Source organism: Stenotrophomonas rhizophila (genome assembly GCF_003751305.1).
Lineage (GTDB): Bacteria > Pseudomonadota > Gammaproteobacteria > Xanthomonadales > Xanthomonadaceae > Stenotrophomonas > Stenotrophomonas rhizophila_B.
Map to the genome: position 1 here is coordinate 239,027 of NZ_RJKV01000003.1, position 26,092 is coordinate 265,118.

The 26,092-nt window shown below is 67.4% G+C and carries 22 protein-coding genes; 15 read left to right on the plus strand and 7 right to left on the minus strand.

Features of this window, described 5'->3' with window-relative positions; genetic code table 11:
* The first annotated feature begins 36 nt into the window (after positions 1-36).
* A complete protein-coding gene (locus EDF74_RS16125) occupies positions 37-3,615 on the plus strand; it encodes an ATP-binding protein (RefSeq protein ID WP_123731062.1) in 3,579 nt (1,192 codons plus the stop codon).
* 20 nt (positions 3,616-3,635) lie between these two features.
* On the opposite strand, the gene EDF74_RS16130 is transcribed toward EDF74_RS16125, so the two are convergent.
* Together EDF74_RS16130 and EDF74_RS16135 are read right to left on the minus strand one after the other, a co-directional pair.
* On the minus strand, positions 3,636-4,025 hold the full coding sequence (locus tag EDF74_RS16130) for a c-type cytochrome (RefSeq protein WP_123731063.1): 390 nt from the start codon (positions 4,023-4,025) through the stop codon (positions 3,636-3,638).
* Positions 4,026-4,123: 98 nt separating this feature from the next.
* Entirely contained in the window at positions 4,124-5,800 is a 1,677-nt protein-coding gene (locus EDF74_RS16135) for an electron transfer flavoprotein-ubiquinone oxidoreductase (protein WP_123731064.1), read from the minus strand.
* 273 nt (positions 5,801-6,073) lie between these two features.
* On the opposite strand from EDF74_RS16135, the gene EDF74_RS16140 reads away from it, so the two are divergent.
* Positions 6,074-7,237: an acyl-CoA dehydrogenase family protein gene (locus tag EDF74_RS16140; protein ID WP_123731065.1), complete on the plus strand. Its 1,164-nt coding sequence runs from the start codon at positions 6,074-6,076 to the stop codon at positions 7,235-7,237.
* A gap of 1 nt (position 7,238) precedes the next feature.
* Here the strand turns inward: EDF74_RS16140 and trmL are convergent, their stop codons facing one another.
* Both trmL and EDF74_RS16150 read right to left on the minus strand, forming a co-directional pair.
* Entirely contained in the window at positions 7,239-7,718 is a 480-nt protein-coding gene (gene trmL / locus EDF74_RS16145) for a tRNA (uridine(34)/cytosine(34)/5-carboxymethylaminomethyluridine(34)-2'-O)-methyltransferase TrmL (protein WP_123731066.1), read from the minus strand.
* Positions 7,719-7,761: 43 nt separating this feature from the next.
* Positions 7,762-8,253 carry a hypothetical protein gene (locus EDF74_RS16150; RefSeq protein ID WP_123731067.1) on the minus strand — a complete coding sequence of 164 codons (492 nt, stop codon included), beginning with the start codon at positions 8,251-8,253 and terminating at the stop codon, positions 7,762-7,764.
* Positions 8,254-8,595: 342 nt separating this feature from the next.
* Here EDF74_RS16150 and EDF74_RS16155 point away from each other — a divergent pair, with 342 nt between their 5' ends.
* The 4 genes from EDF74_RS16155 (at position 8,596) to EDF74_RS16170 (ending at position 14,026) form a co-directional block, all read left to right on the plus strand.
* Positions 8,596-11,481 (plus strand): M16 family metallopeptidase, encoded by a 2,886-nt coding sequence (locus EDF74_RS16155; RefSeq protein ID WP_123731068.1) that lies wholly within the window; start codon positions 8,596-8,598, stop codon positions 11,479-11,481.
* Between the two features lie 126 nt (positions 11,482-11,607).
* The gene (locus tag EDF74_RS16160) at positions 11,608-11,925 is read left to right on the plus strand and encodes a DUF4156 domain-containing protein (protein WP_088434811.1); all 318 of its coding nucleotides are present in this window, start codon (positions 11,608-11,610) and stop codon (positions 11,923-11,925) included.
* A 112-nt stretch (positions 11,926-12,037) separates the two neighbouring features.
* A complete protein-coding gene (locus EDF74_RS16165) occupies positions 12,038-13,054 on the plus strand; it encodes a 3-oxoacyl-ACP synthase III (protein WP_019184878.1) in 1,017 nt (338 codons plus the stop codon).
* A gap of 81 nt (positions 13,055-13,135) precedes the next feature.
* A complete protein-coding gene (locus EDF74_RS16170) occupies positions 13,136-14,026 on the plus strand; it encodes an alpha/beta fold hydrolase (protein ID WP_123731069.1) in 891 nt (296 codons plus the stop codon).
* A gap of 103 nt (positions 14,027-14,129) precedes the next feature.
* Here the strand turns inward: EDF74_RS16170 and EDF74_RS16175 are convergent, their stop codons facing one another.
* Positions 14,130-14,558, minus strand: a complete 429-nt coding sequence (locus tag EDF74_RS16175) for a YkgJ family cysteine cluster protein (protein WP_121044414.1) — start codon at positions 14,556-14,558, stop codon at positions 14,130-14,132.
* A 103-nt stretch (positions 14,559-14,661) separates the two neighbouring features.
* Here EDF74_RS16175 and oleC point away from each other — a divergent pair, with 103 nt between their 5' ends.
* From oleC to EDF74_RS16190, 3 genes are all read left to right on the plus strand, one after another.
* Positions 14,662-16,317 (plus strand): olefin beta-lactone synthetase, encoded by a 1,656-nt coding sequence (oleC, locus tag EDF74_RS16180; RefSeq protein ID WP_123731070.1) that lies wholly within the window; start codon positions 14,662-14,664, stop codon positions 16,315-16,317.
* On the plus strand, positions 16,314-17,324 hold the full coding sequence (gene oleD, locus EDF74_RS16185) for a 2-alkyl-3-oxoalkanoate reductase (RefSeq protein ID WP_123731071.1): 1,011 nt from the start codon (positions 16,314-16,316) through the stop codon (positions 17,322-17,324). Before oleC ends, oleD begins: the two co-directional genes overlap by 4 nt.
* 63 nt (positions 17,325-17,387) lie before the next feature.
* The gene (locus EDF74_RS16190; protein WP_019184873.1) at positions 17,388-17,543 is read left to right on the plus strand and encodes a DUF1328 domain-containing protein; all 156 of its coding nucleotides are present in this window, start codon (positions 17,388-17,390) and stop codon (positions 17,541-17,543) included.
* A gap of 81 nt (positions 17,544-17,624) precedes the next feature.
* Here the strand turns inward: EDF74_RS16190 and ddlA are convergent, their stop codons facing one another.
* Entirely contained in the window at positions 17,625-18,731 is a 1,107-nt protein-coding gene (ddlA, locus tag EDF74_RS16195) for a D-alanine--D-alanine ligase (protein ID WP_123731072.1), read from the minus strand.
* A gap of 126 nt (positions 18,732-18,857) precedes the next feature.
* Here ddlA and EDF74_RS16200 point away from each other — a divergent pair, with 126 nt between their 5' ends.
* From EDF74_RS16200 to EDF74_RS16210, 3 genes are read left to right on the plus strand one after another with little or no spacing between them, the layout of a single operon-like run.
* On the plus strand, positions 18,858-19,499 hold the full coding sequence (locus EDF74_RS16200) for a ubiquinone biosynthesis accessory factor UbiJ (RefSeq protein WP_123731073.1): 642 nt from the start codon (positions 18,858-18,860) through the stop codon (positions 19,497-19,499).
* A complete protein-coding gene (gene ubiB, locus EDF74_RS16205; protein ID WP_019184870.1) occupies positions 19,496-21,154 on the plus strand; it encodes a ubiquinone biosynthesis regulatory protein kinase UbiB in 1,659 nt (552 codons plus the stop codon). Before EDF74_RS16200 ends, ubiB begins: the two co-directional genes overlap by 4 nt.
* Entirely contained in the window at positions 21,151-21,897 is a 747-nt protein-coding gene (locus EDF74_RS16210) for a pseudouridine synthase (protein WP_123731207.1), read from the plus strand. The genes ubiB and EDF74_RS16210 overlap by 4 nt, the downstream gene beginning before the upstream one ends.
* A gap of 82 nt (positions 21,898-21,979) precedes the next feature.
* On the opposite strand, the gene EDF74_RS16215 is transcribed toward EDF74_RS16210, so the two are convergent.
* Positions 21,980-22,486 (minus strand): DUF2059 domain-containing protein, encoded by a 507-nt coding sequence (locus EDF74_RS16215; RefSeq protein ID WP_260232305.1) that lies wholly within the window; start codon positions 22,484-22,486, stop codon positions 21,980-21,982.
* Between the two features lie 178 nt (positions 22,487-22,664).
* On the opposite strand from EDF74_RS16215, the gene arfB reads away from it, so the two are divergent.
* The 3 genes from arfB (at position 22,665) to dcp (ending at position 26,006) form a co-directional block, all read left to right on the plus strand.
* Positions 22,665-23,096 carry an alternative ribosome rescue aminoacyl-tRNA hydrolase ArfB gene (arfB, locus tag EDF74_RS16220; protein WP_123731074.1) on the plus strand — a complete coding sequence of 144 codons (432 nt, stop codon included), beginning with the start codon at positions 22,665-22,667 and terminating at the stop codon, positions 23,094-23,096.
* 46 nt (positions 23,097-23,142) lie between these two features.
* Positions 23,143-23,703, plus strand: coding sequence for a lysophospholipid acyltransferase family protein (locus EDF74_RS16225; RefSeq protein WP_259260783.1), 561 nt, complete (start codon positions 23,143-23,145; stop codon positions 23,701-23,703).
* 146 nt (positions 23,704-23,849) lie between these two features.
* A complete protein-coding gene (gene dcp / locus EDF74_RS16230; RefSeq protein WP_046272277.1) occupies positions 23,850-26,006 on the plus strand; it encodes a peptidyl-dipeptidase Dcp in 2,157 nt (718 codons plus the stop codon).
* Positions 26,007-26,092 lie beyond the last annotated feature (86 nt).

The following is a 26,092-nucleotide window of genomic DNA, read 5'->3' on the forward strand; positions in this document are numbered from 1 at the left end:
CGGGATGGGGATATCATTCTACGGAGATCAGGCAGCATGCGTATCCATGTCGTCCGCTGGCTGGTGCTGTTCGTGCTCGCAACGGCATGGAGCGTGTCGGCATCCGCCGCTCCGCCGCCCACCTTGTCGCCCCGGCAGAGCGAGTGGCTTGGCAGGCACCCTACCATCATCCTGGGCATGTACGACAGCGGTTGGCCGCCGTTCGAATCCATGCGCGGCGGCAAACCGGTCGGCCTGGGTTACGACTACCTGAGCCTGCTTGCCCGGCAGCTGGGGGTCCAGGTGAAGGTGCGGATGTACCGCGACTGGAGCGATGTCCTGGATGCCGCCTGCCGCGGCGAAGTCGACGTGGTGATGAACATCACCCTCACCGCCGACCGCACGCGGTGCATGGTCTATACCCGGCCCTATGCGAATGCCCCGCTGGCACTGGTCGGCCGCCCCGGCGATACCCGCGCATCGGCCGATCCGGACCTGCGCGGACTGCGCGTGGTCACCGAGCGCGAGTTCGTCACCAGTGATGAGGTCCGCGCGCGCTTTCCCGCCGCCCGCCGTGTGATCGCCGCCAACACCATGGCTGCACTGGCCATGGTCGGCAACGGCGAGGCCGATGTGTACATCGGCAATGCCTATGTCGCTACGGCACTGATTGCCGAGCGGCGGCTGACCGATGTCGCTCTGCTGCGCCCCAGCGACCTGCCACCGGAGCGCCTGCATTTCGGTGTGCCCAACGCCAAACAGCCGTTGGCCGAAGCGCTGGACATGGGCCTGGCGGCGCTGGCGGACCGTGATCGCGAGCAGCTGCAGCGGCGGTGGCTGCAGACGCCGGCATGGTCGGTCCAGTCGCAGATGATTCTGGGCATTGCAGAGAAGCGCGTGCTCGCCACGCCTTTGCGGCTTGCCTTCGCGCCGAATGCGGCACCCCTGACCTTCATCGACAGCAACGATCAGCCCAGTGGCGTATCGGCCGAATACCTGCGCCTGCTGCGCACCGTGGGTGCACAGCTCACCCGCGTCCCGGCGCATGACTGGTTCGACGTGCGCGAACAACTGCGGCGGGGCGACGTCGACGCGATCATGGGCATCCCCAACGACTCGACCTACCTCGGCGAGGAGTGGGTTTTCAGCCAGCCCTTCATCACCGTGCCGAACGTGATCGTCACTGCCGCCGGCAGCCCTTCGGTGCTGGGCGTGCGCGACCTGGACGGGCGCAGCATCCTGCTTGCCGATCCGGACCGCCTGCGCGGCTACATCCTGCAGCAGGCGCCGAACGCGCGCATCGTACCGGCGCGCAGTGCCGAGCTCGCGCTGGCACGACTGGCCCATGGCGATGCCGATGCCTACATCGGGAATCTGGCGATCGTCGACCGGATCGTCCGCGAACGCTACCCCGCGCAACTGCACGTGGCGGCGCCGGCCGGCTTCAGTGATCGGTTGTCGCTGGCGGTCAAACGGCAGTACGCGCCGCTGGCCACCACCTTTGACCGCATGCTGGTCAGTATGAGCGCGCGTGAGCACGAAGCGATCCGCAGCGACTGGCTGTCGGCCGAGTACCGCAGTGATCTGGATTGGCGCGCGATCGCCCGCTGGGCGGTGCCGTTGACGCTTGTGCTGCTGACGGCCCTGCTGGTGCACGGCTGGGGACACTGGCGGCTGCGCAGTGAAGTGGCGATGCGCCGACGTGCCGAGCAGCGCCTGGCCGAGGTGACCGACAACCTGCCGGCGATCGTTTACCAAGGGCGGCGCGAGCGCGATGGGCGCCTGTCGATCCCGTATATCGCTGGCGATACCGAAGCCCTGTTCGGGCTCAGCGCGGCCGACGCGATGGCCGACGAGAGCGCGTTGATGGACCGGATCGACGAACGCGATCGCGCCGGCGTACGCCAGGCACTGGAGCGCGCCGCACGCGACTTCGCCCCGCTGGACATGGAGTTCCGTACCTGCCCGCGTGGCACGCTGCGCTGGGTGCGCTCGCGCGCGCTGCCCTACGACGCCGAAGACGGCGCGCTGTTGTGGAGCGGCTATTGGGTCGATGTCACCGAGGGGCGTGCGCAGGCCGATGCGCTGGCGTTGGCCAAGGCGGCGGCCGAGCGCGCCACCGCGGCCAAGTCCGAGTTCCTGGCCACGATGAGCCACGAGATCCGCACGCCGATGTCCGGCGTGCTCGGCATGGTGGAGGTGTTGTCACACACCACCCTGGATACCGAGCAGCGCCGCATCATCGGGGTGATCGAAGACTCGGCGCAGATGCTGCGGCAGATTCTGGACGACCTGCTGGACTACTCCAAGATCGAAGCTGGCGCGTTGTCGCTGCAGCCGCATCCGGTGGCACTGCGCGCGCTGCTCGGCAATGTGCAGCAGCTGCTTGCGCCGCAGGCCGTGGCCAAGGATCTGGCGCTGCGGATGCACATCGACGATGACGTAGCGGCGATGCATCTGGCCGATGGCATGCGCCTGCGCCAGATCGCCTTCAACCTGCTCAGCAATGCCCTCAAGTTCACCCATCGCGGTGAGGTCAGCGTTGCACTGGCGGTGATCGATACCGATGCAGACGGCGCGCAGACGCTGAGCCTGACCGTGCGCGACACCGGCATCGGTATCTCCACCGAGCAGCGTGAGCGTCTGTTCGCGCCGTTCGCCCAGGCCGAGGCCGCCACCAGCCACCAGTACGGTGGCACCGGGCTGGGCCTGAGCATCTGCCAGCGGCTGGTCGCGTTGATGCACGGCTCGCTGACGCTGCACAGCGCGCTGGGCGAAGGTACCCGCGTGGAGGTGCGGTTGAGCCTGCCTGCCGTCGCAGCGGAAGAACTGCCCGGCGCCGCCGAAGAACAGGCCAACACGCTGCCGATGCCGGCCGAGCTGCTGCAGCGGCGCGTGCTGATCGTGGAAGACCATCCCACCAACCAGGCGCTGATGGGCTGGCGCATGCAGCAGTTGGGCCTGCCACACGTGCTGGCCGAGAACGGCGAGCAGGCACTGGCGCTGCTGGCCCGCGCCCGCTTCGACCTGGTCATCACCGATTGCCGCATGCCGGTGATGGACGGGTATGCCATGACGCGGCGCATCCGCGAGCAGGAGCGCGACCACGGCAGGCCACGGTTGCCGGTTCTGGCATTGACCGCCAGTGCGCTGGAGGATGACCTGCAGCGGTGCCGTGAGGCGGGCATGGACGATCTGCTGGGCAAGCCGGTGCCGCTCGCACTGCTGCGGCAGGCGTTGCTGCGCTGGTTGCCGAGCAGCGATCAGCGCGGGCACGTGCTGGTCACCGATCCCGACGATGCGGCTGGCGACGCACTGCCGGATCGTGCAGCGGTGGTGCGCCGGTTCGGATCGGCGCATGTCGCCACCGTGCTCATCGACAGCCTGTGCACCACCTCGGAAGAGGATCTGGCGCGCCTGGATGCCGCGGTACGCGATGACGCGAGGCAAGCCACGATCGATGTGCTGCATCGTCTGGTCGGCGCCCTGGCGACGCTGGGCGCCGATGCACTGGCTACCCGGGCGCGCACCCTGCTGGAGCAGGTGGAGCAGGGCGGGGTCGCCCCGCAGGCCGGGGCCATCGCCGACTTCGCCGCTGGCCTGCGTGCCTACCTGCCGCAGTTGCAGGCGTCCTGAGTGCTCTACCGGCGAGGAGGTCAGCGCTGCTGCTGCAGGTACTCGATCACCTGCCGGCGGCGCTCCGGATCGGCGGTGGTGTTGACCATGCGGGTGCCCGGCACCACGCGGGTCGGCGAGCGCAGGAACGCATCCAGGGTCTGCTCGTTCCAGGTCAGCCCGGCCTCGCGCATGGCGTTGGAGTACGGGTAGCCGGTGACACTGCCGGCGCGCCGGCCGATCACCCCGTGCAGGTTCGGGCCGAAGCGGTGCACGCCGCCGGGGCTGACCGTGTGGCAGCCGGCGCAGATCGCGAACGCGCGCTGCAGATCCTGCTGATGGGCCTGCTCCGGCGTCTGCGGGGCGCGCGAACACGCCGCCAGCAGCAGGCAGGCCAGCAACGGCACTATCGATCGGAAAGCAGGGGCCATGGCGCAGCGGTCACGTCCAACAGGACGCTCAGGATAGCGAGCGCGGCGGTGACTGCCGCGTCCGATGACCTGCGACCGGTGGTCGCAGGCCGTGTCGATCACATGCCCGAGTAGTTCGGACCGCCACCGCCCTGCGGGGTCACCCACACGATGTTCTGGGTCGGGTCCTTGATGTCGCAGGTCTTGCAGTGCACGCAGTTCTGCGCGTTGATCTGCAACTGTTCGTGCCCATCGCTGCCGACGAACTCGTACACGCCCGCCGGGCAGTAACGCGCTTCCGGCCCGGCGTATTCGCTCAGGTTGATCCGCACCGGCACGCTGGCGTCCTTGAGCGTCAGGTGGCTGGGCTGGTCTTCGGCGTGGTTGGTGCTGCTCAGGAACACCGAGCTGAGGCGGTCGAAGGTGAGCACGCCATCGGGCTTGGGATAAGTGATCTTCGCGTGCTTCGACGCCGGCTCCAGGCAGGCGTGGTCCGGGGTGCTGTGGCGCAGCGTCCACGGCGGATTGCGGATGCCGAGCTTGGGCAGCAGCCACTGCTCGATGCCGGTCATCAACGTGGCCACGGTCTGGCCCTTCTTGAACCACTGCTTGAAGTTCTTGGCCTGCTGCAGCTCGGCATGCAGCCAGCTGCTCTCGAACGCCTGCGGATACGCACTCAGTTCATCGTGCTGGCGATCGGCGGCGAGCGCATCGAAGGCCGCATCGGCGGCGAGCATGCCGGTCTTGATCGCGGCATGGCTGCCCTTGATCCGGCTGACGTTGAGGTAGCCGGCCTCGCAGCCGACCAGCGCGCCACCGGGAAACACCGTCTTGGGCAGCGACATCAGGCCACCGGCGGTGATCGCACGCGCGCCATAACCGATGCGCTTGCCCCCTTCCAGGTGCTTGCGGATGTCCGGGTGCGTCTTGAAGCGCTGGAACTCTTCGAACGGGCTCAGCCACGGATTCTTGTAGTCCAGGCCGACCACATAGCCGATCGATACCTTGCCACCCTCGGCGTGGTACAGGAACGCGCCGCCGTAGGTATCGTTATCCAGCGGCCAGCCGGCGGCGTGCACCACCAGGCCCGGCTCGTGCCTGGCCGGATCGATCTGCCACAGTTCCTTGATGCCGATGCCGTAGGCCTGCGGATCCTTGCCGGCATCCAGCTGGAAGCGGGCGATCAGCTGGCGGCCGAGATGCCCGCGCGAGCCTTCGGCGAAGATCGTGTACTTGGCGTGCAGCGCCATGCCGCGCTCGAACGCCGGGCCGGGCTGACCGTTCTTCTCGATGCCCATGTCGCCGGTGGCCACGCCGATCACCGCGCCATCATCGCTGTACAGCACTTCCGCCGCCGGGAAGCCGGGGAAGATCGCCACCTCCAGCGCTTCGGCCTGCTGCGCCAGCCAGCGGGTGACCTCGCCGAGGCTGACGATATAGTTGCCTTCGTTGTGGAAGCACTCCGGCAGCAATGCGTTGGGCGTGCTGCGCGACCCCGTCTCATTGAGGAACAGGAATTCGTCGCGGGTGACCCTCTGCTTCAGTGGCGCGCCGCGCTCGGCCCAGTCCGGGAACAGTTCGGTCAACGCGCGTGGATCCATCACCGCGCCGGACAGGATGTGCGCGCCGGGTTCAGACCCCTTCTCCAGGATGCACACCGACAGCTCGCGGCCCGCCTCGATGGCGCGCTGGCGCAGCCGGATCGCCGTGGCCAGGCCAGCGGGGCCGCCACCGACGATCACCACATCGAATTCCATCACTTCACGCGGGGGCAGGACGTTGATTGCTTCGCTCATGGGGCTGCGTAACTCTTGGGTAGTGCCGCGGGGTGAACGGCGGCGGTTGCCTGGGAATCGCGCGTGTCACACCACGGCGAAACGGTGGATCAGTGCGCCAGAGTACCGGCACGACGCATTTAAGCCTAGATCGCCGACGATGACAGCGGTGTTGGTGCGCGATCGATGCCGATATGCTGCGATGCAGCAATGGGCGCGGCATCCCGTCTCTTGGCCCTTACCCGCGCAGCGACCACAATGGAGGCCTGTTCCACCGCCACCTGCCGGGATGCCATGTCACTCAATCCGTTCGATCTGTTCGATGTCCGTTCGCTGCTGAGCGAGGAGGAACGCGCGGTGCAGGCAACGGTGGCGCGCTTCACCGACACGCGGGTGCTGCCGATCATCGGTGATGCCTTTGATGAGGGGCGTTTCCCGGACGAGCTGATCACGGAGATCGCCGCGCTCGGGCTGCTCGGCTCCAGCCTGCCCGAGCAGTACGGCGGCGGTGGACTGAACGCGGTGAGCTACGGCTTGATCTGCCAGGAACTGGAGCGCGGCGATTCAGGCCTGCGCAGTTTCGTCTCGGTGCAGAGCTCGCTGTGCATGTACCCCATCTACGCCTACGGCAGCGAAGAACAGCGCCTGCGCTGGTTGCCGGACATGGCCACCGGCAAGGTGATCGGCTGCTTCGGCCTGACCGAGGCGCACGGCGGCTCCGATCCGGCAGCGATGAAGACCCGCGCGGTGCGCGATGGCAGCGACTGGCTGATCAACGGCAGCAAGATGTGGATCACCAGCGGGCCGGTGGCGGACATCGCGATCATCTGGGCGCACACCGAAGACGGCATCCAGGGCTTCGTGCTCGAGAAGGGCATGGCCGGCTTCAGCACGCAGGAGATCAAGCACAAGATGAGCCTGCGCGCCTCGCTCACCGGTGCGCTGTTCTTCGACAATGTGCGCGTGCCCGACCGTAACCGCCTGCCCAACGTGCAGGGCCTCAAAGGCCCGCTGGGCTGCTTGAACCAGGCGCGCTACGGCATCAGCTGGGGCCCGATCGGTGCTGCGGTGGCCTGCCTGGACGAAGCGCTGGCCTACACCAAGCAGCGCGTGCTGTTCGGCCGGCCGGTGGCGGCCACGCAGAGTGCGCAGATCAAGCTGGCCGACATGGCGCGGCGGATCACCACCGCGCAGCTGTTGGCATTGCAGCTGGGGCGACTGAAGGATGGCGGCCAGCTGCAACCGCAGCAGGTGAGCCTGGCCAAATGGAACAACTGCCGCATGGCCATCGACATCGCGCGCGAGTGCCGCGATCTGCTCGGCGGCGCGGGCATCACCACCGAGCACGTGGCGATCCGGCATGCACTCAATCTGGAATCGGTGATCACCTACGAGGGCACCGAGACCGTGCATCAGCTGGTGATCGGGCGCGAGCTCACGGGCATCAACGCTTTCTGAGTCATTCCCCGCCGGCAAACCCGTTCTGGCGCCACGCCTCGTACATCACCACCGCAACGGTGTTGGACAGGTTGAGGCTGCGGTTGTCCGGTCGCATCGGCAAGCGCAGGCGGCGGCCGTGGGGCAGGCTGTCGAGCAGGTCCTGGGGCAGGCCGCGGGTTTCCGGGCCAAACAGGAAGGCATCGCCATCTTCAAAGTGCTGGGTGTCGTAACGCACGCTGCCGCGGGTACTCAGCGCGAACAGGCGCTTGGGCGCAATCACCTGCAGGGCGGTCTCGAGATCTGGATGGACCTGCAGTCGGGCGTACTCGTGATAGTCCAGGCCGGCACGCTTGAGCTGCTTGTCGCTCAGGTCGAAACCGAGCGGCTCGATCAGGTGCAGCCGCGCGCCGGTGTTGGCGCAGAGGCGGATCACATTGCCGGTGTTCGGCGGGATTTCGGGTTGGAACAGGACGACATGGAACGTGGGCGTGGCAGTCATCGGCAAAGTGTACGCCGTGGCTGCAGGAGGCTGCAGCGACGGCTTACTGGCGGATCAGGGTCGAGGCAGCGGTCGAGGCGGCGGCGGCAGCGGTTTCCAGGGCCAGGGCCTGCAGATCGGCCGGCGACGGACGCACCTGCAGGGTCGGCAGGTTGATGATCACTTCGTTGGCCACCGCGGTGGCGGCAGCGGTGAAGGTGGCGACGTAGCTGCGGGCGGTGGTCTGTTCGGCAGCCAGGGCCTGGCGCTGTTCGGCGGTCGGGCGCACTTCGATGGCGGCCAGGGTGGTGACGCGGCGGTCGGCGGTCAGTTCGGCGCGGTAATCGGCGATCAGGCCGGCGGTCGGGCGGACTTCCACGACGGCCAGGGTCGGGATGCTGCTGGTGCGCTCAACCTCGGCCTGGCTGATCTGGTCGGCCGACGGGCGGACCTGCACGGTGTCCAGGGTGACGATGGCGGGGGCGGCCTGCACCGACGAAGCAAATGCGGAGCCGGCGGCGAGGGCGATGGCGATGGCGAGCGTCTTGGTGTTCATGGCGAGGTCCTGTTTAGTGTTGGTGAGCAGTGGTGTGGTAGTAAGGTAGTACACCGGTTCGGGGCGTGCAAGAACAATTTGAACTTTCTTATTTTTGTTCAGCTTCCAGTCAGTTTCGGTTTGATCCTTGCTTCCCTTGCCCAGTACCACGCAGGACGCGTGCCAAGTTTTATCCGTTGATTCCAAAGGGTTTTTGTTGATCCGCGAGTGTCCGCTGTCCGGACAGATGTCCGCGGGATCCCGTCGCGGCTGTCCGTCAGGGCCCCAATGACTGTTGGCCGATGCCTTTTGCCCGGGCGGCGCGCTAGCATCCGGCTTCACTTTCATGACCAAGGAACCGGAATGACCGTCCAACTTCGACCGCGTGCTGCGCTGCTGGCTGTCGCGCTCTCCGCCGCACTGGGCTCACTGGCGCCCGCACCGGTCCTGGCCAAGCCGGCCACGGTGGCCAAGGTCGACATTCCGTTCGAGCAGTTCACCCTGCCCAACGGCCTGCGCGTGGTGGTGCACACCGACCGCAAGGCGCCGATCGTGGCCGTCAACATCTGGTACCACGTGGGCAGCAAGGACGAACCCGCCGGCCGCACCGGCTTTGCGCACCTGTTCGAACATCTGATGTTCCAGGGCAGCGAGAACCACGACGGCGAGTATTTCGAGCCCTTCAAGCAGGTCGGCGTGACCGGCCAGAACGGCACCACCAATACCGACCGCACCAACTACTTCGAGAACGTGCCCACCACGGCGCTGGACATGGCGCTGTGGATGGAGTCCGACCGCATGGGCCATCTGCTCGGTGCGATCGACCAGGCCGCCCTGGACGAACAGCGCGGCGTGGTCCAGAACGAAAAGCGCCAGGGCGAGAACCAGCCCTATGGCCAGGTCTGGGAAAAGCTGACCCGCGCGATGTACCCGGCAGGGCATCCGTATCATCACAGCGTGATCGGCTCGATGAACGATCTCAACGCCGCCTCGCTGGACGACGTGAAGACCTGGTTCCGCACCTGGTACGGCCCGAACAACGCGGTGCTGGTGCTGGCAGGTGACATCGATCTGGCCACGGCGAAGGAAAAGGTCGCCAAGTACTTCGGCGACATCCCGGCCGGCCCGAGCATGGCCCAGCCCAAGGTGGACGTGGCCAAGCGTGAGAAGAGCACGCGTGATGTGATGACCGACAAGGTGCCGCAGGCGCGCATCTACCGCGCGTGGAACGTCGCCCAGGTCGGCACCACCGACATCGACCAGCTGCAGCTGTTCGCGCAGGTTCTCGGCGGTGCGAAGTCCTCGCGCCTGGACCAGCGCCTGCTGCACCAGGACAAGCTGGTGGACAACATCAGCGCCGGCGCCTACAGCTCGCAGCTGGGCTCGAACTTCGTGATCATGGCAAGCGTCAAGCAGGGCGTGGACCCGGCCAGGGTCGAGGCGATCATCGATGAGGAGGTCAAGCGCCTGGCCAAGGACGGTCCGACCGCCGATGAGCTGAGCCGCGGCAAGACTGCCTTCCGCGCCGGCTTCATCCGCGGCATCGAGCGCATCGGCGGTTTCGGCGGCAAGGCCGACGCGCTGGCCGAGTGCACCGTGTACGAAGGTGACCCGGGCTGCTTCCGCAAGTCGCTGGCCACCATCGATGCGGCCACCGCTGCGCAGGTGCGTGATGTCGGTGCCAAGTGGCTGGGTGCTGGGGACCACACGATCGTGGTCGAACCCGGCGCGCGCGTTGCCCTGGCCGAACTGCCCTCGGAAACGCCCAAGCCGTTCACCGTGCCCGCGGTGGATCCCAGCTTCACGACCCTGGCCAAGCAGGTCGACCGCAGCACCGGCGTGCCGCAGACCAAGACCTTCCCGGACCTGAAGTTCCCGGAGCTGCACCGCGCCACGCTGAAGAACGGCACCCAGGTGATCCTGGCCGAGCGTCACGACATCCCGGTCGTGCAGTTCAGCTATGAGTTCCCGGGCGGCTTCACTGCCGACCAGGGCCGCAAGTCCGGCACCGCGAACTTCACCATGGGCCTGCTCACCGAGGGCGCCGGCAAGCTCGGCGCGCTGCCGTTCGCCGATGCCGTCGATGCACTGGGCGCCAAGCTCGATGCCTCCGCCTCGCTGGACAGCACCAGCGTGTACCTGTCCGCGCTGAAGGAAAACCTGGCCCCGTCGCTGGCCCTGTATGCGGACATGCTGCGCCAGCCGCGTTTCGACCAGAGCGAGATCGATCGCATCAAGGCGACCTGGATCGCCGGCATCCAGCAGGAAAAGGTCAACCCGAGCGCCGTGGCCATGCGCGTGATGCCGACGCTGCTGTACGGCGCCGGCCATCCGTATGCCATCCCGTTCACGGGTAGCGGCAATGAAGTGGACATCCAGTCCATGACCCGCGAAGACCTGGTCGATTTCCACCGTGATTGGCTGCGCCCGGAGCAGGGCACGCTGATCGTGGTCGGCGACACCACGCTGAAGGAAATCGTGCCCTTGCTGGAACGTCAGCTCGGCAACTGGAAGGCCGAGGGTCCGGCGCCGCAGGTCAAGGCCCCGGTGGATGTGGCACGGCCGACCCAGGCCCGTGTGTACCTGATCGACCAGCCGGGCGCGGTGCAGGCCAACCTGTTCGCCAGCCAGGTGGTGCCTTCCTCCAAGGACCCGGGTTCGACCCGCTTCGACATCGCCAACGGCGTGCTCGGCGGTGATTTCACCTCGCGCCTGAACATGAACCTGCGTGAGCAGAAGCACTGGTCCTACGGTGCCGGCAGCAGCGCCAGCAACACCCTGGGCCAGCGCCCGTGGGGCGCCCGCGCACCGGTGCAGATCGACAAGACCGCCGAGTCGATGCAGGAGATGCGCAAGGAGATCGCCGAGTTCGCCAGCGGTGCCAAGCCGGCCACCCCGGCCGAAGTGGCGCGCATCCGCAACATCCAGAACCTGAGCCTGCCCGGTGCCTACGAGACCGCCAGCGCGGTGATGGGCACCATCAGCGGGATCGTGCGGTACCAGCGCCCGGACGACTATGTGGTCCAGCGCAAGGCCGAGATCGAGGCGATGACCCCGGCCCAGGTGCAGCAGGCCGCGGCCACGCTGGACCCGAACGCGCTGACCTGGGTGGTGGTGGGTGACCTCAAGCAGACCGAGGCGCCGGTGCGTGCGCTCAACTTCGGTCAGGTGCAGGTGATCGATGCCGAAGGCAAGGTGGTGGCTCCGGCTGCTCCGGCTGCTCCGGCGGCGGCACCCAAGGCCCGGTGATGCCGACAGCGGGTCAGCCATCGCGCTGACCCGCCCTCAGGCGCCGGGAACCATCCCGGCCTCTGATCACCCCCGATTCAGTTGTTTCCCGCACACTCCCTTACGTATTCCAGCCAGGCCTTGTCCATGCGCATTCTGCTTCTGTCCGCCCTGATCCTCAGCGTTTCCGCCTGCACCTGGGTGCCGATCGAGTCCTCCGGCAAGACGGTCCGCGTGCTGCCGGCCGGTCCCGCGCCGAGCGGCTGCCAGAGCAAGGGCGAGGTGGTGGTCACCGTGAAGAGCAAGGTGGGTTTCTACAACCGCAACCCGTTGCGTGTGCAGGAAGAGCTGGAAACCCTGGCCCGCAACGAGGCACCCAGTGCCGGAGCCAATGCCGTGCAGGCCTCGGGCCTGCCCGCCGATGGCAGCCAGCGTTTCCTGGCCTTCCAGTGCCCGCCACGCTGAACCCTTCACCCCGCGCCCGGACCATACGCCCGGGCGTGAATTCGTAAAGGTGCGGTGAAAGCCGTGCCGGCTTACAATAGCGCCCCCTTTGCCTGAGCCTTGGCGCTAACTGATGCTCTTCAAGAATGTCTCGATCGCCGGCTTGGCGCACATCGACGCGCCGCACACGCTGACGTCCAAGGAAATCAACGAACGGCTGAAGCCGACGCTGGATCGCCTTGGCATCCGTACCGATGTGCTCGGCGATATCGCGGGCATCCACGCCCGCCGCCTGTGGGATGCCGACATGCTGGCCTCCGACGCCGCCACGCTGGCCGCCCGCAAAGCACTGGAAGACGCCGGGATCGGCGCCGACAAGATCGGCCTGCTGGTCAACACCTCGGTCAGCCGCGACTACCTGGAGCCGTCCACGGCCAGCATCGTCTCGGGCAACCTGGGGGTCGGCGACGAATGCATGACCTTCGACGTCGCCAATGCCTGCCTGGCCTTCATCAACGGCATGGACATCGCTGCCCGCATGCTCGAACGCGGCGAGATCGACTACGCGCTGATCGTCGACGGTGAAACCGCCAACCTGGTGTACGAGAAGACCCTCGAGCGCATGGCCCTGCCGGGCGTGACCGCCGATGACTTCCGCAACGAGATGGCCGCCCTGACCCTGGGCTGCGGTGCCGCGGCGATGGTCATGGCGCGCACCGAGCTGGTGCCCGATGCCCCGCGTTACCGTGGTGGCGTGACCCGCTCGGCCACCGAGTGGAACCAGCTGTGCCGCGGCAACCTGGACCGCATGGTCACCGACACCCGCATGCTGCTGATCGAAGGCATCAAGCTGGCACAGAAGACCTTCGTCGCCGCCCGTGAAGCACTGGGCTGGGCCGTGGAGGAACTGGACCAGTTCGTGATCCACCAGGTCAGCCAGCCGCACACCGCCGCCTTCATCAAGAACTTCGGCATCGACCCGAAGAAGGTGATGACGATCTTCGGCGAGCACGGCAACATCGGTCCGGCCTCGGTGCCGATCGTGCTGAGCAAGCTCAAGCAGCTGGGCAAGCTGAAGAAGGGCGATCGCATCGCGCTGCTCGGCATCGGCTCGGGCCTGAACTGCTCGATGGCCGAAGTGGTCTGGTAAACCAGTCGCCGCAGGCTGCTGCGGCGTTGGAATTGAACATCAAGGGCCGGTTCTGCCGGCCCTTTTCACAGGTGCGTTTGCATGCCCCAGCTGCCCGGTTACCCCGCCCATCCGCACCGCTTCGAGGTGCGCCCCGGCCTGTCGATGAACTATCTCGACGAAGGCCCGCGCGATGGCGAGGTGGTGGTGATGGTCCACGGCAATCCGTCGTGGAGCTATTACTGGCGCACCCTGGTGGCTGGCTTGTCGGACAGATACCGCTGCATCGTGCCGGATCATATCGGCATGGGCCTGTCGGACAAGCCCGATGACGCGCACTACGACTACACCCTGCAGTCGCGCGTGGACGACCTCGACGCGCTGCTCGCGCACCTGGGCATCAGCGGCCCGGTGACCCTGGCCGTGCACGACTGGGGCGGCATGATCGGCTTCGGCTGGGCGTTGTCGCACCACGCGCAGGTCAAGCGCCTGGTGGTCCTCAACACCGCCGCCTTCCCGATGCCGGCCGCGAAGAAGATGCCGTGGCAGATCGCGCTGGGCCGCCACTGGAAGGTCGGCGAGTGGCTCATCCGCACCTTCAACGCCTTCTCCTCCGGTGCCTCGTGGCTGGGCGTGGAACGGAAGATGCCGGCTGATGTGCGCCGCGCTTACGTGTCGCCGTACAACAGCTACGCCAACCGCATCAGCACCATCCGCTTCATGCAGGACATCCCGCTGTCACCGGCCGACAAGGCCTGGTCGCTGCTGGAGCGTTCCGGCCAGACCCTGCCCAGCTATGCCGATCGCCCTGCGTTCATCGGCTGGGGCCTGCGTGATTTCGTGTTCGACCACCACTTCCTGAAGGGCTTCCAGGCCGCACTGCCGCAGGCGCAGGTGCATGCCTTCGAGGATGCCGGGCATTACGTGCTGGAAGACAAGCACGAGGTGCTGGTGCCGAAGATCCGCGCGTTTCTGGACGCGAACCCGATCTGATCGTGTGGTATCGACGCTGGGTCGCATCCGATCCCGTCACCGGTAGAGCCGACCGTTGGTCGGCTGCTTCTGCCCTCGCGCCGTAACCCCGGGCGCCCGCCAGTTACGCCGCGATCGGTGCCTGCGGCGGCGCCGGCGAATTGCCGTTGTCATCGGGGTGATCATCGTCATTGCCCGCCTCGTCCCGCCAGCGCCAGTCGGCCAGGGTCAGCGCCGGCATGCCGTGCGCCACGCGCGCCTTGTCGCACTGGGGGCTGGCCTTGCCGTACTCCCACGAGGCATCCACCTCACGGCACACGCTGGGGCGGTTGGGGTGGATGCTGCAGCGCGAATACACGCCGATCTCCGCATCCAGCGCCACGCAGTACACCGGCTTGGACAGGGTGCCGCGCATGCACAGGCGGTGCGGGTCCAGCACCTGGGTGAGCTCGTGCGGGACGCCACCGGGGGTGACCTCGTCCGATTCCATCCAATGGAAGGCCACACGGTATTGGGTGCAGCAGGCGCCGCAGGTGAGGCAGGGATGGGGCATGGGGCACCGGCCTTGGGCGGCAGCGAAGCAGGAGGGAAGGGCGCGAATTTTCCACGCCACCGGCCGGCGCGCAAGATTTTTCTGCAGCGGCGACAATGAACGGATGAACAGCGCCATCAACATCGCCGCGCGCCTGCCCGAGCTGGCCCGTGAACGCCCCGACCAGATCGCCATCCGCTGCCCCGGCAAGCCCGGGCCCGGCGGCATGGCGCGTTATGACGTCACCCTGGATTACCGCACCCTCAACACCCGCAGCGACGCGATGGCGGCCGGCCTGGCCGCGCATGGCATCGGCCGCGGCGTGCGCGCGGTGGTGATGGTGCGGCCCTCACCGGAGTTCTTCCTGCTGATGTTCGCGCTGTTCAAGAACGGCGCGGTGCCGGTGCTGGTCGACCCGGGCATCGACAAGCGCGCGCTGAAGCAATGCCTGGACGAGTCCCAGCCGCAGGCCTTCATCGGCATCGGCCTGGCCCACGTGGCGCGCCTGGTGCTGCGCTGGTGCCGCTCTGCGCGCCTGCTGGTGACCGTCGGCCGCCGCTGGGGCTGGGGTGGCACCACCCTGGCCCGGCTGGAAGCCCAGGGCGCCACGGCGGCGCCTGCACTGGCCCCGACCGATGGCGAGGATGTCGCGGCGATCCTGTTCACCAGCGGCTCCACCGGCGTGCCCAAGGGCGTGGTCTACCGCCACCGTCATTTCGTCGGCCAGGTCGACCTGCTGCGCGCCGCCTTCGGGATGGAGCCGGGTGGGGTCGACCTGCCGACCTTCCCGCCGTTCGCGCTGTTCGATCCGGCACTGGGGCTGACCTCGGTGATCCCGGACATGGATCCGACCCGCCCGGCCCAGGCCGATCCGCGCAAGCTGCATGACGCCATCAACCGCTTCGGCGTCACCCAGCTGTTCGGCTCGCCGGCGCTGATGCGGGTCCTTGCCGATCACGGCCAGCCGCTGCCGAGCGTGCGGCGGGTGACCTCGGCCGGGGCACCGGTGCCGCCGGACGTGGTCGCGCGGATCCGCCTCCTGCTGCCCGACGACGCCCAGTTCTGGACCCCCTACGGCGCCACCGAGTGCCTGCCGGTGGCGGTGATCGAAGGCCGCGAGCTGGAGAACACCCGCCAGGCCACCGAGGCCGGCGCCGGTACCTGTGTCGGCCGTGTGGTCGCGCCGAACGAGGTGCGCATCATCGCCATCGACGACGCGCCGCTGCCGTCATGGTCGCAGGCGCGCGTGCTGGCCGCCGGCGAGGTGGGCGAGATCACCGTGGCCGGCCCGACCGCCACCGACAGCTACTTCAACCGCCCGCAGGCCACCGCCGCGGCGAAGATCACCGAAACCCTGGCCGATGGCAGCGCCCGGGTCGTGCACCGGATGGGCGATGTCGGCTACTTCGATGCGCAGGGCCGGCTGTGGTTCTGTGGGCGCAAGACCCAGCGCGTGGAAACCGCGCAGGGGCCGCTGTACACCGAGCAGGTCGAGCCGGTGTTCAACGCGCTGGACGGCATCGCCCGCACCGCGCTGGTCGGCGTGGGCGCGCCGGGCCGGCAGCGGCCGGTGCTGTGCTACGAACTGCAGCCCGGCACCGTGGATTCGCCCGCCCTGGTCGAGCGCCTGCGCCGTGAAGCGGCCGCACATGCGCACACCGCGCGCATCGAACAGTTCCTGCCGCACCCGGGCTTCCCGGTCGACATCCGCCACAACGCCAAGATCGGCCGCGAGAAGCTCACGGTCTGGGCCACCGCGCAACTGGAGCAGCACGCATGAAGATCCTCGTTACCGGCGGCGGTGGCTTCCTCGGCCAGGCCCTGTGCAAGGGGCTGATCGCCCGCGGTCATCAGGTGCTGGCGTTCAACCGCGGCCACTACCCCGCGCTCCAGGCGATGGGCGTGGGCCAGATCCGCGGCGACCTGGCCGATGCGCAGGCGGTGCTGCACGCGGTGGCCGGGGTCGATGCGGTCTTCCACAACGGGGCCAAGGCCGGCGCCTGGGGCAGCTACGACAGCTATCACCAGGCCAACGTGGTCGGCACCGACAATGTCATCGCGGCCTGCCGCGCGCACGGCGTGGGCAAGCTCGTCTACACCTCCACGCCCAGCGTGACCCATCGCGCCACGCATCCGGTCGAAGGCCTGGGTGCGGACGAGGTGCCGTATGGCGAGAACTTCCAGGCGCCGTACGCGGCCACCAAGGCCATCGCCGAGCAGCGCGTGCTGGCGGCCAACGATGCGAAGCTGGCCACGGTGGCGCTGCGGCCCCGCTTGATCTGGGGCCCGGGCGACCTGCAGCTGGTGCCGCGCCTGGCCGAGCGCGCCCGCGCCGACCGCCTGCGCTTCGTCGGCGATGGGCAGAACAAGGTGGACACCACCTACATCGACAACGCCGCGCTGGCCCACTTTCTGGCCCTGGAACACCTGGCCCCGGGCGCGGCCTGCGCCGGCAAGGCGTACTTCATTTCCAACGGCGAGCCGCTGCCGATGCGCGAGCTCCTCAACAAGCTGCTGGCCGCGGTGGATGCCCCGCCGGTGACGAAGTCGATCAGCTTCAAGGCGGCCTACCGGATCGGCGCGGTCTGCGAGCGGCTGTGGCCGCTGCTGCGCCTGCGCGGCGAACCGCCGATGACCCGCTTTCTGGCCGAGCAGCTGTGCACCCCGCACTGGTACAGCATGGAACCTGCCCGCCGCGACTTCGGTTATGTGCCCTTGGTCAGCATCGAAGAAGGGCTGGCCCGGCTGGCATCTTCATCGAACGCACAGGATTCCATCACTCCCTGAACACCGCAGGTTGGTGAACATGGCCCCACGCCAACTCCGGCACGCATCAACGCGAGGGTCGACATGCTGCATTACGCCGTCATCTTTTTTGTCATCGCCATCATCGCGGCGGTGCTTGGTTTCTCGGGCATTGCCGGCGCCGCCAGCAACGTCGCCTGGATCCTGTTCGTCGTTTTCCTGATCCTGGCTGTGGTTTCGATGTTCCGCAAGCGGACCTAGTGTCCGGCGCGTCCCGCGCCACCTCTCTCCGGCGTGGGACGCGCTGCGGAAATAACGACGGCCTGACATCGGCAACGGTGTTCAGGCCGTCGTTGCGATGGCGCTGCGCAGATCGCGCTCGTGCGCATGCCGGTCCATCGCCAGTTCCAGCAGCCGCGTGATCAGCGCGGTGTAATCCAGCCCACTGGCCGCCCACAGCTTCGGGTACATGCTGATGCGGGTGAAGCCAGGCAGCGTGTTGATCTCGTTGATCACCACCTCGCCAGCCGCGGTCAGGAACACATCCACGCGTGCCAGGCCGGCACACTCCAGTGCCTGGTAGGCCTGCACGGCGATCTCCCGGATACGGGACTGCTCCGCATCGGTGATGGCCGCCGGCACCACGATGTCGGCACCGGTCTCACTGATGTACTTGGTGTCGTACGAATAGAAATCATCGTGCACGACCACCTCGCCACAGACGCTGGCTTCGGGGTGTTCATTGCCGAGCACCGCGCACTCGATCTCGCGGCCGTCGATCGCCGCTTCCACCAGCGCTTTGTGATCGAACGACAGCGCCAGCGCGAGGGCGATATGGAAGTCCGCCTCGTTGCGCACCTTGCTCACACCCACCGAGGAGCCCTGGTTGGCCGGCTTCACGAACAGCGGCGTGCCCAGCGCGGCGACCAGCGCGGTGTAATCGGCCCGGGCCGCAGTGAACCGGTTGAAGCAGGCGAACGGCGCCACCGCCAGCCCGGCATCGCGCAGCAGGCGCTTGGCCACGTCCTTGTCCATCGCCACTGCGGAGCCCAGCACGCCCGAGCCCACGAAGGGCAGGTTGGCCATGCGCAGCAGCCCCTGCAGCGAGCCGTCCTCGCCCAGCGTGCCGTGCACGATCGGGAACACCACGTCGATCTGCTCCAGTGCGGTAGCCGGATCGGTCGGAACCAGCTGCTGGCGCTCCAGGCCCGGCCGCACCGCCACCGCATTGCCCGAGCGGTGCAGTGCGATCCGTGCCGGGTCGCCGGCATTGAGCAGGAAGTCGCGCGGGTCGCTCACGTGCCACTGGCCCTGCTTGTCGATGCCGATCAGGCTGACCTCGAAGCGGTCCTTGTCCAGCGCATCGAGGATGTTCTTCGCCGACTGCAGCGAGACCTCGTGCTCGGCCGAACGGCCGCCGAAGATGATGCCTACCCGGGTCTTGCCCATGCCTGTTGCCGCTCCTGCGTCTTCTGGAGCCACACAGGATGGACCGGCGCGCGGTGCATGGCAAAACGCGCAGCGCGTGATGCCTGCGCACGCCCGCCGTTCAAGGGGGCACGGTAGAATGCGGTGATGGCCCGTTCCCTGCTCTCTTCCCTCAAGCCGCTGGCTGGCAATGCGCTGCAGCTCACGCTCAACCGCGCGCTGGCGCTGGACCCGGACACCCGCCGCGCGCTGGCCGCGCTGGATGGCCGCCACATCGCCCTGACCCTGGAATCGCCTGCGTTGGCGATGCGGATCGGGGTGGACGGGGAGCGCCTCACGGTCGGCCCGGTCGATCCGCAGCAGGAGCCGGACCTGGCCGTGCGCAGCACGCTGGGCGGGGTGTTGGCCCAGCTGCCCTTCCTGGCCAATGCACGCCGTGGTGGTGATGCGCCGGCCGGGCGGGTCAAGGTCTCCGGCGATGCCGAGCTGGCCCGCCGCCTGCAGCAGCTGGCGACCCGTTTCGATCCGGACTGGCAGCAGCCGTTCGTGCGCGTGTTCGGCGAGGTGATGGGCGTGCAGATCGCCAACACCCTGCGCTCGGCACTGCAGCATGCGCGCCGCGGCGCGTCCGACCTGGCGCACAGCGCCGCTGAATTTGTCACCGAGGAGTCGCGCGACGTGGTACCCCGAGCAGAACTGGATGCCTTCCACGACGATGTGGACGTGATGCGCGACGACGTTGAACGCATGGCCGTGCGCGTCCAGCGCCTGCGGCAGGTGGGCGCATGAAGGCGATCTTCCGGGCCAGCCGCATCGGCCGCATCATCCTGCGTTACCGCCTCGACGATCTGCTCCAGGGCACCCCGGCCGAACGCTGGCTGCGCCTGGCCAAGCCGTTCGTGCCACGCGCCTCGGCCGACATCGCCGCACAGTCGCGCGGTGCGCGCCTGCGCCTGGCGCTGCAGGACCTCGGCCCGATCTTCGTCAAGTTCGGCCAGATCCTCTCCACCCGTCGTGACCTGATCCCGGCCGACGTCGCCAACGAACTCACCCTGCTGCAGGACCGGGTCAAGCCGTTCGACGGCGCCACCGCGCAGGCCATCGTCGAGCGCGCGCTCGGCCGCCCGGTCAGCGAAGCGTTTGCCAGCTTCGATCTGCAGCCGCTGGCCTCGGCCTCGATCGCGCAGGTGCACGCGGCCACGCTCGCCGATGGCCGCCAGGTGGTGGTCAAGGTGCTGCGCCCGGACATCGAAAAGCAGATCGACGCCGACATCGCACTGCTCAAATCGGCCGCCGCGCTGATTGAACGCGCGCACCCGCGCGCCGACAAGATCCGCCCGCGCGAAGTGGTCGCCGAAGTCGAAAACACCCTGGCCGCCGAACTGGATCTGCAGCGCGAAGGTGCCAATGCCAGCGTGCTGCGCCGCAACTGGATCGACTCGGACGATCTGTACGTACCGGAAGTGATCTGGAGCCATACCGCCGAGCGCGCGCTGACCCTGGAGCGTGTGTGGGGCATTCCGTCGGATGACATCGTCGCGCTGGACAAGGCCGGCATCGACCGCAAGGCGCTGGCCGCCAAGGGCGTGCGGGTGTTCTACACCCAGGTGTTCCGCGACAACTTCTTCCACGCCGATGCGCACGCCGGCAACATCTGGGTCGACACCGATCCGGCACGCCGCGACAACCCGCGCTTCATCGCGCTGGATTTCGGCATCATGGGCCAGCTGTCCGAAGAAGATCAGTACTACCTGGCCGAGAACTTCATGGCCATCTTCAACAAGGACTACCGGCGCATGGCCGCGCTGCATGTCGAGGCCGGCTGGATGCCCAACAACGTACGCATCGATGAACTCGAAGCGGCCGCGCGTTCGGTGTGCGAACCCTATTTCACCCGCCCGCTGTCGCAGATCTCGCTGGCCGAGGTGCTGATCAAGCTGTTCCGCGTGGCCCAGCGCTACGAGCTCACGCTGCAGCCGCAGCTGATCCTGCTGCAGAAGACCCTGCTCAACATCGAAGGGGTCGGCCGCCAGCTCGATCCGGAACTGGATATCTGGGCGGTCGCGCGGCCGGTGCTCGAACGCATCCTGCGCGAGCGCTACAGCCCACGCCGCGTACTCAAGGAAGTGCGCAAGCGCCTGCCTGAAATCATGACGCATACGCCGGACATGCCGCGTCTGGTCCACGCCTGGCTGCGCCAGCAGGTGGAAGGCGACCACGAACTGTCGATGCGCTCGCGCGATCTGGCGGCGCTGAATGTCAGCGTGCAGAAACTGCAGAAGCGCGCGGTGGCGGCGATCGCCGGCGTCGGCCTGATGATCGTCGCCGCGGTGCTGTATGGCCTGCAGCCGGGTGGCTGGTACTTCGGCGATGCCCCGGTGTGGAGCTGGGTGACCGGCGCGGCCGGCGTGTTCTCGCTGGCCAGTGCCTGGTGGCGCCGATGAGCGCGATCGAGCTGCAGGCAGAGGCCATCGCCGAGACGCCTGCGGCGCTTCCGCCCCTGCAGCTGCTGCACCTGGACGACCAGCTCGCCGTGGTCAACAAGCCCGCCGGGCTGATGGTCCACGACAGCAAGCTTGCCCGGGGCGAAGACGACTTCCTCGCCGACCGCCTGCGCGAACAGCTCGGCAAGCCGATCTTCCTCGTCCATCGCCTGGACCGCGCCACCAGCGGCTGCCTGCTGCTCGCCTTTGATCGCGAAAGTGCCAGCGTGCTCGGCAAATCGCTGATGGGCGGCGACGTCACCAAGGATTACCTCGCGATCTGCCGCGGCTGGCCGGCCGACGAGGCCTTCACCGTCGACCACGACCTCGATGGCGGCCCCGGCAAGCCGGTCAAGAAGCAGGCGATCACCCACTTCCAGCGTGTCGCCGTGGGCGAGATCGCGATCCCGATGGGCGAGTTCGACACCTCACGCTACGCCCTGCTGCGCTGTCAGCCGCAGACCGGCCGATTCCGCCAGATCCGCCGCCACCTCAAGCACCTCTCGCATCACCTGATCGGCGACACCAGCCACGGCGACGGCCGCCACAACCGCAGCTTCCGCATGCAGGGCATCCACCGCATGCTCCTGCACGCCGAGCGCCTGCGCTTCCCGCATCCGGACGGCACGCCGATGGACATCAGCGCGCCGGTGGATGGCGAATTCCGCAAGGCGATGGATCTGTTCGACTGGGAAGTGCGCTGACCTGCCCGGCTTCCTCATCCATGGGATACGAACAGCTGCGGTACGCGGACTTACACGTACCCCTCTGTGATCCTGAGCCCGATTACTTCTTCGCCGGCGCGGCCGCAGGCGCCGGCTCATTGACGATCGCCTCCAGGTCCTTCTGCAGATCCACGAACAGCGGCTGCATCTTGGCCTGGATCGCCACCATCACGTTCTGCATCAGCGCCGGCGTCTTGTCCAACAGGCTCTGCCCCGCCGAGCTCTCATAGAACTCCGCCATCGCCAGCACGTCTTCCTTGCTGAAGGTCTGCTTGTACAGATCCACGTACATCGGCCGCAGCTCCTTCCAGGACAGCGCCTGACGCACGGTCTGGTTGGTCCGCTGCTCGATCCGCTGCAACTGTGCCTGCTGCGTCGCATCCAGCTGGCGCTGCTGCGCCACCTGCTGGAACTGCTGGCGCTGCATCGCCTCGATCTGCGGCAGCATCGTGTCCAGCATGGTCTGCGCGCGCGACGCGGCCAGCAGGCGGTTGATGTCGGCATCCGACGGCGGCGCGGCGATGGCCGGCGCGATCGCGCCCAGGCCCAGCGCCAGGGCGAATGTCATGCGGATCAGGCCACGGCGGGCCATCGGGCGGATCGGGAACATTGCGGAGCATCCTGCGTTGCGGGAAACCGGAGAATACCTGCGATGGCGTCATCAGACCGTAATTGAGGACGTTATCGGCGACATCCACGCACGTTGCAGTCACCCAGCCGGCGGTCCTCCCCTTACAATGCGGCCCATGGGCAACGGGCCAGTCACCATCAGCGCGCACCTGACGATTCCGGATACGGAACTCGTCGAGCGGTTCGTGCGCGCCAGCGGCGCCGGTGGCCAGAACGTCAACAAGGTCTCCACCGCCGTCGAACTGCGCTTCGACGTGGCCGGCTCGCCTTCGTTGCCCGAGCCGTTGCGCGCGCGCCTGCTGGCCCGCCGCGACCGGCGCATGACCGGCGAAGGCGTGCTGGTCATCGATGCACAGCGTTTCCGTACCCAGGACCGTAACCGCGAGGACGCGCGCGATCGACTGGCCGCCTTCATCCAGGCGGGGCTGAGCGTGCCCAAGGCACGCGTGGCCACCAAGCCGACCTACGGGTCGAAACTGCGTCGTCTGGACGCCAAAAAGGGGCGCGCGCAGGTCAAGCGCGGGCGCACCACACGCAATTGGGAGTGATTGCTTGAACAACCGAAGTCCGTTGTTGCCGGTGGTTCCGCCGAACATGCCGCAGGTCAAACCGAACCGCTTCCTCCGCTGGCTGGCCCGCTGCACGCTGCGCCTGGGCGGTTGGAAAGTGACCGGCACCCTGCCCGATGTGCCCAAAGTGGTGTTCATCATCGCCCCGCATTCGTCCAACTGGGACGGCTTCTGGGGCATGGCGGCCAAGATCGCGCTGGGCATGCAGGTCAAGGTGCTGGGCAAGGCCTCGCTGTTCTGGTGGCCGCTGGGGCCGCTGCTGCGCAAGCTCGGCGTCATCCCGCTGGACCGCAGCTCGCCGCAGGGCACCGTGGAGCAGGCGGTCAGCCTGATCCGTGGCTCGGACCGCCTGTGGTACGCGATCACCCCGGAAGGCACGCGCAAGGCGGTGCAGCACTGGAAGGCCGGCTTCCTCAAGATCGCGCGCATGGCCGATGTGCCGGTGCTGGCCGCGTACTTCCACTACCCGGAAAAGACCATCGGCATTGGCCCGTTGTTCCATCCCACCGGCAACGACGTAGCCGACATGGCCGCGATCCGCGAGTACTACCGCCCCTGGCAGGGCAAGACCCGCGGCACCGTCTGAGCGCCGCCGGGCGGGTCGGGCGGGGTAGCCCCCACGGCCCGCACAGCCACGCGCCACGACCGGCACATGCCGCCTGCGGGCTTTGGGAGTAGGGTGATCGGCTGCGGGATTTTCCGTCCCGCGCCCTCATCCAAGGAGCCCGTTTCATGTCGCGTACCGTAGTTTTGGCCGCTGCCATCAGCCTGGCGCTGGCGGCCTGTTCCGGCAAGGAGTCCACCCCCGTGACCGATACCCAGCCCGCCCCGACCCAGCAGCCGGCCGATGCGTCCGCCAACCCGCTGTTGAGCGCCAGCACGCTGCCGTTCCAAGCGCCGCCGTTCGACAAGATCAAGGACAGTGACTACCTGCCGGCCTTCAACGAAGGCATGAAGCAGCACCTGGCCGAAGTCCGCAAGATCGCCGACAACCCCGAGCCGGCCACCTTCGACAACACCATCGAAGCGCTGGAGCGCAGCGGCGAGACGCTGACCCGCGTGTCGCGCATCTTCTTCGGCCTGGTCCAGGCCGACACCAACGATGCACGCCAGAAGGTGCAGGAAGAAGTCGCCCCGAAGCTGGCCGAACACCAGGACGAGATCAACCTCGACCCGAAGCTGTTCGCCCGCATCAAGACCATCTACGACCAGCGCGATGCGCTGGGCCTGGACCCGGTGCAGAAGCGCCTGGTCGAGCGTGACTACCAGGAGTTCGTGCGCGCCGGCGCGCAGTTGAACGATGCCGACAAGGCCTCGCTGCGCAAGCTCAACGTGGAAGAAACCACGCTGGCCACGCAGTTCCACACCCGTCTGGTGGCTGCGACCGCCGCCGGTGCCGTGGTCGTCGATGACAAGGCCAAGCTGGCCGGCCTGGATGAGGATGCGATCAACACCGCCGCCGCCGATGCCAAGGCCCGCAACCTCGATGGCAAGTACCTGCTGCCGCTGCAGAACACCACCCAGCAGCCGGTGCTCGGCTCGCTGAGCGACCGCGAGCAGCGTGCTGCGGTGCTGAAGGCGTCGGAAACCCGGGCCGAAAAGGGCGACGCCAACGACACGCGCGAGACCATCCAGCGCCTGGCCCAGCTGCGCGCGCAGAAGGCCAAGCTGCTCGGCTTCGAGAACTACGCCGCCTACAGCCTGGCCGACCAGATGGCCAAGACCCCGGCCGCCGCGCTCAAGCTGCTGACCGACACCGTGCCGGCCGCCACCGCCAAGGCGCGTGGTGAGATCAGCGAAATGCAGAAGGTGATCGATGCGCAGAAGGGCGGCTTCAAGCTCGCTGCCTCCGATTGGGACTTCTACGCCGAACAGGTGCGCAAGGCGCAGTACGACCTGGACGAATCGCAGATCAAGCCGTACTTCGAGATGGACAACGTGTTGCAGAACGGCGTCTTCTACGCCGCCACGCAGCTGTACGGCATCACCTTCAAGCCGCGTACCGACATCCCCACCTACCACCCGGACATGAAGGTCTACGAAGTGTTCGACAAGGACGGCACCTCGCTGGCCCTGTTCTACACCGACTACTTCAAGCGTGACAGCAAGTCCGGCGGCGCCTGGATGGATGTGTTCGTCGAACAGGACGGCCTGACCGGTGCCAAGCCGGTGGTGTACAACGTGTGCAACTTCACCAAGCCCGCCGCCGGCCAGCCCGCGCTGCTGAGCTTCGATGACGTGACCACGATGTTCCATGAGTTCGGCCACGCGCTGCACGGCATGTTCTCGAAGGTGAAGTACCCGTCCATCGCCGGTACCAGCACCTCGCGCGACTTCGTCGAGTTCCCCTCGCAGTTCAACGAGCATTGGGCGCTGGACCCGAAGGTCTTCGCCAACTACGCCAAGAACTACAAGACCGGCGAGCCGATGCCGCAGGCGCTGGTCGACAAGATCCTCAAGGCGCGCACCTTCAACCAGGGCTATGCGACCACCGAGTACCTCTCGGCCGCCCTGCTCGACCTGGCCTGGCACACCCAGCCGGCCGACGCCAAGCTGCAGGACGTCGCCCCGTTTGAAGCGGCCGCGCTGAAGAAGTTCAAGGTCGACCTGCCGCAGGTGCCGCCGCGCTACCGCACCAGCTACTTCGATCACATCTGGGGCGGTGGGTATTCGTCCGGCTATTACGCCTACTTCTGGGCCGAAGTGCTGGACCATGACGCCTTCGAGTGGTTCAAGGAGAACGGTGGCCTGACCCCGGAGAACGGCCAGGTGTTCCGCGACAAGATCCTCTCGCGCGGCAACAGCGTGGAGCTGGCCGATCTGTACCGCGAGTTCCGCGGCAAGGATCCGTCGGTGGAACCGCTGCTGGTCAATCGTGGCCTGAAATAATCGCGGCATCCCGGTAGGTACCGACCGTTGGTCGGTACGCCTGCCACCGGTACACGCTGAAACGAAAACGGCAGGGGAAACCCTGC